Genomic DNA, 12,663 nt, shown 5'->3' on the forward strand with positions numbered 1-12,663 from the left:
GCGCCCGCCACGGTACGGCGGGCGCCCCGGCGCATTTTTTGACGTTTCGCGACTGATGACTAGATAAGGCGGGGGTTCGGCCGGCCGGCCGGGTACAACCCGCTGCGACACCGAAGGAGCAACACCATGAACGTCGTGCAGAAGACGGGTGTTCACGGCACCACCAATCCGCTGAAGACGCTGGAATCGTTCGGCCAATCCCCCTGGCTGGACTTCATTCAGCGCTCCTATACGGAAAATGGCAGCCTGAAGAAGCTCGTTGACGAGGACGGCCTGAAGGGCGTCACGTCCAACCCCGCCATCTTCCAGAAGGCCATGGGGCAGGGCACCGACTACGATGCCCAGTACAAGGACATCCTGGCCCATCGCATCGTCGATGCCGGCACCCTGTACGAAACCATGGCCATCGACGACATCAAGGCGGCGACCAAGGTCTTGTACCCGGTCTACGAGGCGACCAAGGGCCTGGACGGCTATGTCAGCCTCGAAGTCTCCCCCTACCTGGCGCGCGACACCCACGGCACGGTCGAAGAGGCCCGCCGCCTGTGGAAGGCCGTCGACGCCCGGAACCTGATGATCAAGATCCCCGGCACCGACGAGGGCGCGCCCGCGGTGCGCACCGTGATCGCCGACGGGCTCAGCATCAACGTCACCCTGCTCTTCTCGCTCGACGCGTACAAGAAAGTGCTCGAAGCCTATATCGCGGGGCTCGAGGACCGGCACGCCAAGGGCCTGCCCGTCAGCGGCATCGCCAGCGTCGCCTCCTTCTTCGTCAGCCGCATCGACGGCAAGATCGACAAGAAGATCGACGACCGCATCGCCGCCGGCGACAAGGATGCCGAGGCGCTGAAGGCCCTGCGCGGCAAGGTCGCCATCGCGAACGCCAAGATGGCCTACCAGCACTGGCTCGACGTCACCGCCTCCCCCCGCTGGCAGGCGCTCGCCGCCCTGGGCGCGCAGCCGCAGCGCCTGCTGTGGGCCAGCACGGGCACCAAGGACAAGGCCTACAGCGACGTGCTGTATGTCGAGGAACTGATCGGCCCCGACACCGTCAACACCATCCCGCCCGCCACGTTCGACGCCTTCCGCGACCACGGCAAGGCCCGCGCCTCGCTGACCGAGGACGTCGAGGGCGCGCGCCACGTGATGGCCGAGGCCGAGCGCCTGGGCCTGGATCTCGACGGCGTCACCACCAGCCTGGTGAATGAAGGCGTCGCCTCCTTCGCCGATGCCTTCGACGACCTGCTCGGCACCGTCGCGGCCAAGCAGACCGCCCTGCTGGGCAACGCGCTGGTCAAGACCACCCTGTCCCTGCCCGCCGACCTGGACAAGGCGGTCAAGGCCAGCCTCGACGCCTGGCGCAAGGACGGCACGGTCCGCCGCCTCTGGGCGCGCGACGCCACGGTCTGGACCGGCAAGGACGAAGCCGAATGGCTCAAATGGCTCGACATCGTCGAGGACCGCCTGGCCGACCTGCCGGCGCTCGAAGCCTTCCAGGCCGAAGTGAAGCAGAAGGGCTTCAAGGACATCCTGCTGCTCGGCATGGGCGGTTCCAGCCTCGGGCCCGAAGTGCTGTCCGAAACCTTCGGCAAGCATGACGGCTTCCCGCATCTCCACGTGCTCGACAGCACCGATCCGCAGCAGATCCGCGCGTTCGAGAAGAAGATCGACCTGGCGAACACGCTCTTCATCGTCTCGTCCAAGTCGGGCGGCACGCTCGAGCCGAACATCCTCAAGGCCTATTTCTTCGACGCGGCCAGGAAAGTGCTGGGCGACAAGGCCGGTTCGCACTTCGTCGCGGTGACCGACCCCGGCTCGCACATGGAAGCGGTCGCCAGGCAGGACGGCTTCTGGAAGATCTTCTACGGCGAGAAGCAGATCGGCGGCCGCTATTCCGTGCTGTCCAATTTCGGCATCGTCCCGGCTGCCGCCGCCGGCGTGCCGCTCAAGCTGTTCCTCGACTCCGCGCTGTACGGGGTCAAGGCGTCGGCCGCCTCGGTGCCGCCGGCGCATAATCCGGGCGTGCAGCTCGGCACCGTGCTGGGCGTCGCCGCGACCCAGTTCGGCCGCGACAAGGTGACGATCGTCGCCTCGCCCGCGATCTACGATCTCGGCGCCTGGCTGGAACAGCTCCTGGCGGAATCGACCGGCAAGGTCGGCAAGGGCCTGATCCCGATCGACGACGAAACGCTGGGCGCGCCCGCGCTCTACGGTTCGGACCGCGTCTTCGCCTATCTGCGCCTGGCCACCCATCCCAGCGCCGAACAGGACGAGGCGATCCGCGCCCTGGCCGCCGCCGGCCAGCCGGTGGTGACGATCGACCTGCATGACAAGCGGCAGATCGCCCAGGAATTCTTCCATTGGGAATTCGCCACCGCCGTCGCCGGCGCGATCCTCGGCATCGACCCGTTCGACCAGCCGGACGTCGAGGCGTCGAAGATCGAAACCAAGAAGCTGACGACCGCCTATAACGAAACCGGCACGCTGCCGGCCGAAACCCCGTTCGCGACCGACGGCGTCTTCTCCTTCTTCGCCGACGCCGCCAACGCGGCGGCGCTCAAGGGTGAAACCCTGGCCGGCATCCTCAAGGCGCATTTCGCCCGGGTGGGCGCGGGCGATTATGTCGGCCTGCTGGCCTATGTCGAACGCGATTACGCCACCCGTGCCTGGATCCAGTCCACGCGGCTGGCCATCCGCGACGCGCTCAAGGTCGCGACGGCCGCCGAATTCGGCCCGCGCTTCCTGCATTCCACGGGCCAGGCCTACAAGGGCGGGCCCAACAGCGGCGTCTTCCTGCAGATCACGGCCGACGACGCCGCCGACCTGCCGGTCCCGGGCGAGAAATACACGTTCGGCGTGGTCAAGGCCGCGCAGGCGCGTGGCGATTTCGACGTCCTGGCCGAACGGGGCCGCCGGGCGCTGCGCGTGCATATCGCCGGCGACCTGAAATCCGGCCTGGACGCGCTGGGCAAGGCGATCGCCGCCGCCATCTGATCGAACCCGCCCCGTCCGCCGCGCGGGCGGGGCAACAGGCCGGCGGCCCGGCGCGCCGCGCGGCCGCGTTTCATGCACGGTATCGTCCCGTGCCAAGGAGTATCAAGAACATGCAGATCGGCATTATCGGCCTGGGCCGCATGGGCGGAAACATCGCCGTCCGCCTGACGCGGCACGGGCATGACGTGGTCCTGTTCGACCGCGACCCCGCCACCGTGGCCAAGGTCAAGGACCGTACCGAAGGCGGCCGCGGCATCGCCGCCACCGGTCTCGAGGACATGGTCGGCAAGCTCACCGCCGGCCGCAAGATCGTGTGGGTCATGCTTCCCGCCGGCGAGATCACCGAGGCCGCGGTCCAGGAACTCCACGGCCTGCTCGGCAAGGACGACATCGTCATCGACGGCGGCAATTCCTATTACAAGGACGATATCCGCCGTGCCGCCCAACTGGCGCAGAAGGGCATCCATTACATCGATGTCGGCACGTCCGGCGGCGTGTGGGGGCTCGAACGCGGCTATTGCATGATGTATGGCGGCACCAAGGACGCGGCCGACCATATCGACCCGATCCTCGCCGCGCTGGCGCCGGGCAAGGGCGACGTCCCCCGCACGCCCGACCGCGACAAGTCCGGCCTTGATCCCCGTGCCGAGCAGGGCTACCTGCATTGCGGCCCCGCCGGGTCCGGCCATTTCGTGAAAATGGTCCATAACGGCATCGAATACGGCATGATGCAGGCCTTCGCCGAAGGCTTCGACATCATGAAGTCCAAGAACTCGCCCCGCCTGCCGGAGAACGAGCGTTTCGACCTCAACATGGCCGACATCGCCGAAGTCTGGCGCCGCGGCTCGGTCGTGTCGTCCTGGCTGCTGGACCTGACGGCCGAGGCTCTGGCGAAGAACGCGTCCCTGTCCGAATTCACCGGCGAGGTCGCGGATTCCGGCGAAGGCCGCTGGACGATCGAAGCGGCGATCGAAGAGGCCGTGCCAGCCCCGGTCATCACCGCCTCGCTGTTCACTCGCTTCCGCTCGCGCTCCGGCAACAACTACGCGGAAAAGATCCTGTCGGCCATGCGCTTCGGCTTTGGCGGCCACGTCGAACAGAAGTGAAAAACACACGAAACGACGGGGACAGGTAAACTTACTCAGGGAAACGTCTACATGGATGGTATCGTCGCGTCTGCAACGTCCGAAATCGAAGGGGCAGGCACGCAGCCGCGACGTGCCCCACCCTGCACCTTCGTCGTCTTCGGCGGCGGCGGTGACCTGACGAAGCGCCTGCTGGTTCCGGCCATCTACAACCTCGCCTGCGCCGGTCTTCTCGATGACCGGTTTTCCATCGTCGCGGTCGACTGGGCCGAATTGTCCGACGAAATCCTGCGCGCCCAGTTCCACGAGGCGCTGCGGGACTTCGTCGCCAAGCGCGGCACCTCGGCCACCATGCTGCGTGACGATGTCTGGCGCTGGCTCGACGGCCGCATCTCCTATCTCCGCGGCTCGTTCGAGGAGATGGAGACGTTCGAACGGCTCGGCGCCCGGGTCGGGGACGGCAATGCGGTCTTCTACATGGCGGTGGCGGCGCGCTTCTTCGGCCCCATCGTCGACCATCTCGGCCAGGCGGGCCTGACGAACGAGGCCGGCGGCACCTATCGCCGCGTCATCGTCGAAAAGCCCTTCGGCCACGATCTGGATTCGGCGCGCGAACTCAATACCCGCCTGCTCGCGACATTGCGCGAGCGTCAAATCTACCGGATCGACCATTATCTGGGCAAGGAAACCGTCCAGAACATCATGGCCCTGCGCTTCTCCAACGGCTTCTTCGAACCGCTGTGGAACCGCCAGAACATCGACCACGTGCAGATCACCGCGGCCGAGACGGTCGGCGTGGAAAAGCGCGGCCGCTTCTACGAGGGCACGGGCGCGCTGCGCGACATGGTGCCCAACCATCTGATGCAGCTCCTCGCCATGACGGCGATGGAGGCCCCGGTGTCCTTCGACGCCGACGCGGTGCGCGACGAAAAATCCAAGGTGCTCAAGGCGACGCATTGCGCGGCGCCCGAGGACGTGGTGCGCGGCCAGTACGGCGCCGGCAGCATCGGCGGCGTGCCGGTGCGCGGCTATCGCGAGGAACCGGACGTCGCCCCCGATTCCCGCACCGAAACCTACGTGGCGATGAAGCTGAACATCGATAACTGGCGCTGGGCCGGCGTCCCGTTCTATCTGCGCACCGGCAAGCGCCTGGCGGTGCGCAAGACCGAAATCGCCATCCATTTCCGCCACGCGCCCTATGCGCTGTTCCGCGACACGCCGGTCGAACGGCTCACCCCCAACATCATGACGCTGCACATCCAGCCGACCGAAGGGGTGACGATGCAGTTCGGCGCCAAGATCCCCGGCCCCACCGTGCGCCTGGGCGGCGTGCGGATGAAATTCGACTATTCCGAATGGTTCGCCGAGGGCCCCAGCACCGGCTACGAAACCCTGATCTATGACTGCCTCGCCGGCGACGCGACCCTGTTCCAGCGCGCCGACAATATCGAAGCCGGCTGGCGCGCCGTCCAGCCCGCCCTGGACTGGAGCGAACGCGCCGAGGCCGCGCCACTCTGCCCCTATGCCGCCGGCTCGACCGGCCCGGCCGAGGCCGATGCCCTGCTCGCGCGCGACGGCCGGTCCTGGCAAAGCCTGACGGATTGATCATGTCCGACACCGTTCCCGAATCCGCTCCCGCCATCCTCCCGCCCCGCCCGGCGCCCGCCGACCGGGTGCGGCTGGTCATCTCGGACATCGACGGCACCCTGGTCCCCAAGGACAAGCAATTGACCCCGGCGGTGCTGGATGCCGCGCGCGCCCTGCGCGCCGCCGGCATCGCGCTCTGCCTGGTCAGCAGCCGCGCCCCGCGCGGCATGGACATGTTCCTCGGCCCGCTGGGCATCGACACGCCGCGCGCCGGCCTCAATGGCGGGCTGGTGGTGCGGCCCGACGGCACCATCGTCTCGCGCCTCTCTCTCAGCGCGGACGCCACGCGGCTGGCGGTCGGCGAACTGATGGGCAACGCGGTCGATGCGTGGCTGTTCATCGGCCATGACTGGCTGGTCACCGATCCGCACGCCCCCTATGTCGCGCGCGAGCGCCAGGTGGTGCAGACCGACCCGCTGGTGGTGCCCGACTTCACCGGCCATTACGACCATGTCGGCAAGATCATGGGCGCCTCGTCCGACTATCCGCTGCTGGCGCAGGTCGAATCCGACCTCGCCGCCCGCCTGGCCGGCCATGCCAGCGTCCATCGCTCGTCCGACTATTACCTGGACATCACCCATCCCCGGGCGAACAAGGGCTATGCCGCCATGGAACTGGCGCGCCTCATGGATGTCGATATCGGGCAGGTCGCGTGCATCGGCGACATGTATAATGATGTGCCGATGCTCGACGAAGCCGGCGTCGCGATCGCCATGGGCAACGCGCCTGACCCGGTCAAGGCGCACGCCCATTTCGTGACCGACAGCAACGAACAGGATGGCTGGGCGCAGGCGATGCGGCGCTATGTCCTGCCGCGGGCATAAGCCGTCCGCATCCATGCCGGAGGATACGACATGACCGACACCGTCTCCCCCCCGATCCGCCTGGTCCTGGCGGATGTCGACGGCACGCTGGTCACGCGTGAGAAGCTTCTGACCGACCGCGCGGTCGCCGCGGTGCGCAAGCTCCGCGCGCGCGGCATTCTCTTCACCATCACCAGCGGCCGCCCGCCGATGGGCATGAAGATGGTGATCGACCCGCTGGCCATCGACCAGCCGGTCGCCGGCTTCAATGGCGGCATGATGGTCCACCCCGACTATTCGCTGATCGAGGCCCACACCCTGACGCCGGCGGTCGCCCGCCGCGCGCTCGACATCCTGCGCGACCACCGCGTGGACCCCTGGGTCTATAACGGCAATGACTGGCTGGTCGCCGATGCCGGCGCGCCCCACGTCGCGCGCGAGCAATGGACGGTCAAGTTCCCGCCCAGGATCGTGCCCGACGTCGGCGCCCGGCTCGACCAGGTGGTCAAGATCACCGGCGTCAGCGACGATCTCGACCTGATGAAGCGGGTGGAGCAGGATCTGCGCGACGCGCTGGGCGACGACGCGTCCGCCGCGCGCTCGCAGCCTTATTATGTCGACGTCACCCACCATGACGCCAACAAGGGCGGCGTGGTCCTGGCGCTGCAGCGCCTGCTCGGCATCCCGGCCGAACAGATCGCGACCCTGGGCGACCAGCCGAACGATGTGCTGATGTTCCGCCGCTCCGGCCTGTCGATCGCGATGGGGCAGGCGGCGGACGAGGTCAAGGCGCAAGCCACCCACGTCACCACCTCGTCGGAAGAGGAAGGGTTCGCCGTGGGTGTGGAACGGTTTATTTTAGGAGAGGATGCCTGATGGGCGGTCATGACGTGAAAACCGGCGAGATGGTCGTACTGGCCGATGGCGAGGCCATCGCGCGCTACGTGGCCGAATGGCTGACCCAGCAGGCCCTGGCCAAGCAGGATGGCCCCTTCGTCATCGCCCTGTCCGGCGGCTCGACGCCCAAGCGCCTGTATGAAATCCTGGCCTCGCCGGACTACGCCACCCGTTTTCCCTGGGCCAGGACGCATCTCTTCTTCGGCGACGAACGCTTCGTGCCGCCCGCCGACCCGGCCAGCAACTTCACCATGACGCAGAAGGCTCTGCTGTCGCACATCGCGATCCCGGCCGAAAACGTCCATCCCATGCCGACCGACGGCGATCCGGCGGCGGCGGCGGCGCGCTACCAGGCGGAATTGCAGGCCCTCTACGGCGCCGAAACCCTGCAGCCCGGCCGCCCGCTCTTCGATGTGGTGCTGCTCGGCCTGGGCGATAACGGCCATACCGCCTCGCTCTTCCCGCGCCAGCCGGTGCTGCAGGAACGCAAATTGTGGGTGTCGACCTGCGTGCCCGACGACGCGCCGCATACCCGCCTGACGCTGACCTACCCGGCCATCCATTCCAGCCGCCACGTGCTGTTCATGCTGGCCGGCGCCGGCAAGGCCGAGGCCTTCGCCAAGGTCCGCGCGGGCGAACCCGGCGAACCCGCCAGCCACATCACCACCGAGGGCGAACTGATCTGGCTGCTGGACAAACCCGCCGCCGGTCTCTGACGGCCGTAAGACAAGAGGGGCCGCGCCAGGCCCCCAGGAGAAGATGCGATGGTCCAGAGTACGGACCCCCAGACAGCGGACCAGACAGCGGACCCGACAGCGGACCCGATGATCGAATTCAAGCGCCAGGTGGCCGAGGAAGCCGCCGCCATGGTCCGGGACGGCATGGCCGTCGGGCTCGGCACGGGCAGCACCTCGGCGATGATGATCGATGCGCTGGGCCGCCGCTGGGCCCAGGGGCTGCGCTTCGTGGCCATCCCCACCTCCGAACGCTCGGCCGCGCAGGCGCGTGGCCACGGCATCACCCTGGTCTCGTTCGCCACCCACCCGCAGCTCGACCTGGCGATCGACGGCGCGGATGAGGTCGAACGCGGCTCGCTCAACCTGGTCAAGGGCCTGGGCGGCGCCCTGCTGCGGGAAAAGATCGTCGCCGCGGCGGCCAGGCGCTTCATCGTCATGGTCGATGAAAGCAAGCTGGTCGACCATCTCGGCAGCCACGCCCCGATCCCGGTCGAAGTCACCCCCTTCGGCTGGGAAAGCACCGCGCGCCAGCTCGGCGAACTGGGCGCGCGCGTGTCGCCGCGCATGGACCGCGACGGCAACCTGTTCGTCACCGACGGCGGCAACATGATCCTCGATTGCGCCTTCGGGCCGATCGCCGATCCGCCCGGGCTGGCGGCCGATATCCGCCGGATCGTCGGCGTGATCGAGACCGGCCTGTTCATCGGCCGGACGTCCGAGGTCCTGGTGGCCGGCCGGCACGGCCTCACCCGGCTGGTGGCCGCATGACCGCCCGCGCGCCGGCCGAGGACATCCGGCCCCACATCCTGGTCGTCATGGGCGTGTCCGGCAGCGGCAAGACCACGGTGGCCGAGGGCCTGCACAACGTGCTGGGCTGGCCCTACCAGGAGGGCGACCGCCTGCACCCCCAGGCGAATGTCGACAAGATGGCCGCCGGCATTCCGCTGACGGACGCCGATCGCTGGCCCTGGCTGGCCGAATGCCGCAAATGGATCGATGCCCGCATCGCGGACGGTGGCGGCGGCATCCTCACCTGCTCGGCGCTCAAGCGCAGCTACCGCGAAATCCTGGCCAAGGACACCGACCAGGTGGTGTTCATCTTCCTCGACGTGCCCGAAGCGATCCTCAAGGACCGGCTGGCCCGCCGCACCGGCCACTACATGCCGCCCAGCCTGCTGCCCAGCCAGCTCGCCACGCTGGAACCGCCCGGGCCGGACGAACATGCGCTGACCATTGACAGTTTCATCTCCCCGGCCGAAGTCATCGCCCATACGCTGGGCCAGTTGAAATACCGCCTGGACCGATAGCGCGGGCGCGAAGCAAAGGCGGGCAGGGCTCTTTCATGTCGCAAGCGCGCGGGCGGCGCCTGTCGCCGCCTCTGGCATTCCTGGCCTTGTCCTGTCTCTGCCACCCGTCCGCCGCCCAAGCCCAGGACTCCGAAACCTTGGGCGCCGAAACCGTGCCCCGACGCTGCGTCGCCCACGTCATTTCGGTGCCGCTGGTCAGCGGCTGGGGCAGCCCGGCGGTGCCGGTCACCATCAACGGCACGCAGGGCGTCGCCTTCCTCGGCCTGACCCAGGAAAATATCGGCGTCTTCCAGCGTCCCGGCATGACCTATCCGATGGGCCGCAAGCTGGACGTCCAGACCATCGCCGGGGGCGGCCACAGCTACCTCACCACGATCGACAGCCTGGCGCTGGGGCGCGGCCGGGCCGGCAAGGTGCGCGGCATCATGCTCGGCTCGATCGGCGACCGCCGGCTGGACGGCCGGCCCGTGCTGGCCGTGCTGGGCTACGACATCCTCGGCAATTACGACGTGCTGCTCGATTTCCCCGGGCAAAGCCTGACCCTGTTCAGGGAAACCGGCGCGCCGAACTGCCCCGCTCTCACCCGCCTGGCCGGCGCCCACGCCTATCAGGCGCCCCTCCTGCCGAACCGCGAAGGCATGGACACGATGGTGCAGGTCGCCATCGGCGGCGTGCCGGTCGGCATGGAACTCGAACCGGGCTCCAACGCCTCGATCCTCCGCACCGCGGACGCCACCGATACCGGCGTGACCCCATCCATGCTGGATGACGACCCCCGCTCGCGCACCGATGCCGGCCCGGCCATCATCGGCCGCCGCCACGCCTTCGCCCGCTACGTGCTGGGCGGCTATCGCGGCACCGGGCTGCTCGCCGACGTCACCCCCGCGACCACCAACATCCTGGGCATGAATTTCTTCCGCGGCCGGCGCGTCCTCTTCGCGTTTCCCACCCGCATGCTCTATTTCTCCGACCCCCAGCCCCCGCCGCCGGGCATGCCGGCGGATGGCGGCTTCAGCCCAGCCCAGTCCCGCCTGGCCGAAACCACGGTCCAGGACCGGCCCGCCCCGCCCTGACCCCACGGACGGGCCGTCACCCCTCCAGAAGGCCCCGCCCGGGCATATCCTCCTTCAGCCCGATCCCGCTCGCCCCCAGCGCCCGCGCGCCGTTCAGCAGCCAGGCCAGCTTGGCCGCCGCCTCCCGCGCCGGCAATCCGCCCTGGGAATGGATGTTGGAAATGCAGTTGCGCTCGGAATCCACCCGCCCGGGACGGGGGGCCCAGGTCATGTACAGGCTCAGCGATTCCGCGATGCTCAGCCCCGGCCGCTCGCCGATCATCATCACCACGCACCGGGCCCCCAGGCGGTGCCCGATCTCGTCGCCCAGCGCGACCCGGGCGTTATGCGCCACCACCACCGGCGCGATCCGCCACCCCGCCAGAAGGCGCCGCGCCGCCGACAGCACCGCCGGCGCCTGCCGCTCCGCCGCGATCGCCGACAGCCCATCCGCGATCACGAAGACGACGTCATGATCCCCGCGCACCAGCGCCGCGGCACTGTCCGGCGCCAGCCGCCGCCCCAGATCGGGCCGCCGGATGAACACGCCCCGCTCGTCCGCCTGGCTGCGCACGCGCAGCGCATCCGCCCCCAGGCCCAGCTTGTCTTCCCGCAACGGCGCCCACACGGCCGCCCGCGCCCGCGCATGCGCCAGTTGAAACGCCAGCACCTCGCCCACCGCAACGGTATCCCCGCTGCGGGCCTGGCCGATCCGCGCGGGCGTCAGGCGCCGCAGCGCATCCCACGGGTCCCCAACCGGCATCACGCGGTCCTGCACAGCCCACCTCCATGACGGCATGCCCCTACATACGCCGATACAGCCGTCCGTCGCGACTCTCTTTCAGGTCCAGCAGCCCCAGAAACGCCATCTCCCGGTCCAGTTCCCCGGCCACCAGCCCGATCGCATGCGCCAGTCCCGCCTGTCCCCCCAGGATGGTGGCGAAGAAGAACGGGCGCCCGATCATCACCCCATCCGCCCCCAGCGCGATCGCCGTGATCGCGTCTCCCGCCCGGCGCACCCCGCCATCCAGCAGGATCGTCATGTCCGGGCACGCGGCGCGGATGGCCGGCAGCGCCTCCAGTGGCGCGATGACCGTATCCGACAGCCGCGCGCCATGGTTGGACACGATAATCCCGTCCACCCCGATATCCCGCGCATGCAGCGCATCCGTGGCCGCCAGAATCCCTTTCAGCACCAGCTTGCCGCCCCACAGGCGGCGGATGGCCCGGACCGAATCCCAGTTGAAATCCGCGGCCCCGCCCACCGCCCCGACATCGCGGGCAAAGATCGACGGTCCGCGCCCCGGCGCGATATTCTCGATATGCGGCACGCCCCGCTTCAGCAGCGTCCGCCCCATCTGCCCCAGCACCCAGCGCGGATGGACCAGCATATCCAGCCCCAGCCGCGCCGAGGGCCGCAGCGGCATCGCATAGCCCGCGCGGGCCTCGTCCTCCCGCCGCGCCGCGACCGGCAGGTCGACGGTCACCACCAGGGTCCCGAATCCCGCCCGCGCCACGCGCGCCACCATCCGCGCGATCGCCGATGCATCGCCGGGCAGATAGGCCGCGAACCACGCATCCGGATTATCCGCGATCACCTCTTCCATCGGCGTGATCGAATTGGCGCTCAGTTGATACGGCACGCCGGCCGCGCGCGCCGCGCGCGCCATGGCGCGATCCGCGTCATGCCGGATCACCCCGGCGGCGCCGAACGCCGAAATCCCCACCGGCATGGCATAGGCCCTGCCCAGGATCGTCGCATCCGCGCGCCGCCCGGCCACGCCGCGCAGCACATGCGGGATCAGGCACCAGCGGGCGAAGGCCGCCCGGTTCGCCTCCAGCGCCCGCCCATCCCCCGCCGCCCCGGCGACATAGGCATAAAGCGCCCGCGGCAGCCGGCGCCGCGCCACCGGCGCATAGTCGTGCAGGTTCTGATAGCGCCATGCATCCCGACCATCGCATCCCCGCTCAACGCCCCGCCGGTCGCCGCCTGCGCCACGCTTCCCGCGCTGCGCCATGCGCGCCCGGCTCGATGATGTCCGGCTCGATGATGTCATGACATGCGCTCCATCCACAGCCACAAGGGCGCGTCCCGTTAAGCGGGGCCTATGTCCCCCTTAACCGCCTGCAGGGCGGCCGGT

At 68.9% G+C, this 12,663-nt stretch carries 11 protein-coding genes; 9 read left to right on the forward strand and 2 right to left on the reverse strand.

Annotated features, from left to right (window positions below):
• Window positions 1–126 precede the first annotated feature (126 nt).
• The 9 genes from AAC691_RS16735 (at window position 127) to AAC691_RS16775 (ending at window position 10,543) form a co-directional block, all read left to right on the forward strand.
• A complete protein-coding gene (locus AAC691_RS16735; RefSeq protein WP_342627733.1) occupies window positions 127–2,994 on the forward strand; it encodes a bifunctional transaldolase/phosoglucose isomerase in 2,868 nt (955 codons plus the stop codon).
• A 110-nt stretch (window positions 2,995–3,104) separates the two neighbouring features.
• A complete protein-coding gene (gene gnd / locus AAC691_RS16740) occupies window positions 3,105–4,100 on the forward strand; it encodes a phosphogluconate dehydrogenase (NAD(+)-dependent, decarboxylating) (RefSeq protein WP_176640897.1) in 996 nt (331 codons plus the stop codon).
• Between the two features lie 51 nt (window positions 4,101–4,151).
• The gene (gene zwf / locus AAC691_RS16745; protein ID WP_176640898.1) at window positions 4,152–5,684 is read left to right on the forward strand and encodes a glucose-6-phosphate dehydrogenase; all 1,533 of its coding nucleotides are present in this window, start codon (window positions 4,152–4,154) and stop codon (window positions 5,682–5,684) included.
• Window positions 5,685–5,686: 2 nt separating this feature from the next.
• The gene (locus AAC691_RS16750) at window positions 5,687–6,550 is read left to right on the forward strand and encodes a Cof-type HAD-IIB family hydrolase (protein ID WP_323992946.1); all 864 of its coding nucleotides are present in this window, start codon (window positions 5,687–5,689) and stop codon (window positions 6,548–6,550) included.
• Window positions 6,551–6,580: 30 nt separating this feature from the next.
• Entirely contained in the window at window positions 6,581–7,405 is an 825-nt protein-coding gene (locus AAC691_RS16755; RefSeq protein WP_176640204.1) for a Cof-type HAD-IIB family hydrolase, read from the forward strand.
• The gene (gene pgl, locus AAC691_RS16760) at window positions 7,405–8,142 is read left to right on the forward strand and encodes a 6-phosphogluconolactonase (RefSeq protein ID WP_176640203.1); all 738 of its coding nucleotides are present in this window, start codon (window positions 7,405–7,407) and stop codon (window positions 8,140–8,142) included. The genes AAC691_RS16755 and pgl overlap by 1 nt, the downstream gene beginning before the upstream one ends.
• Before the next feature lie 48 nt (window positions 8,143–8,190).
• The gene (gene rpiA, locus AAC691_RS16765; protein WP_342627734.1) at window positions 8,191–8,931 is read left to right on the forward strand and encodes a ribose-5-phosphate isomerase RpiA; all 741 of its coding nucleotides are present in this window, start codon (window positions 8,191–8,193) and stop codon (window positions 8,929–8,931) included.
• Window positions 8,928–9,470 (forward strand): gluconokinase, encoded by a 543-nt coding sequence (locus AAC691_RS16770; RefSeq protein ID WP_323992942.1) that lies wholly within the window; start codon window positions 8,928–8,930, stop codon window positions 9,468–9,470. Before rpiA ends, AAC691_RS16770 begins: the two co-directional genes overlap by 4 nt.
• A 35-nt stretch (window positions 9,471–9,505) precedes the next feature.
• Entirely contained in the window at window positions 9,506–10,543 is a 1,038-nt protein-coding gene (locus AAC691_RS16775; protein WP_342627735.1) for a pepsin/retropepsin-like aspartic protease family protein, read from the forward strand.
• Between the two features lie 16 nt (window positions 10,544–10,559).
• Here AAC691_RS16775 and eutC read toward each other — a convergent pair whose 3' ends face one another.
• On the reverse strand, window positions 10,560–11,285 hold the full coding sequence (eutC, locus tag AAC691_RS16780) for an ethanolamine ammonia-lyase subunit EutC (RefSeq protein WP_342627736.1): 726 nt from the start codon (window positions 11,283–11,285) through the stop codon (window positions 10,560–10,562).
• Between the two features lie 40 nt (window positions 11,286–11,325).
• Window positions 11,326–12,579 (reverse strand): alpha-hydroxy acid oxidase, encoded by a 1,254-nt coding sequence (locus AAC691_RS16785; protein ID WP_342627737.1) that lies wholly within the window; start codon window positions 12,577–12,579, stop codon window positions 11,326–11,328.
• Window positions 12,580–12,663 lie beyond the last annotated feature (84 nt).

Source organism: Nguyenibacter vanlangensis (assembly GCF_038719015.1).
Classification (GTDB): Bacteria; Pseudomonadota; Alphaproteobacteria; order Acetobacterales; family Acetobacteraceae; genus Gluconacetobacter; species Gluconacetobacter vanlangensis.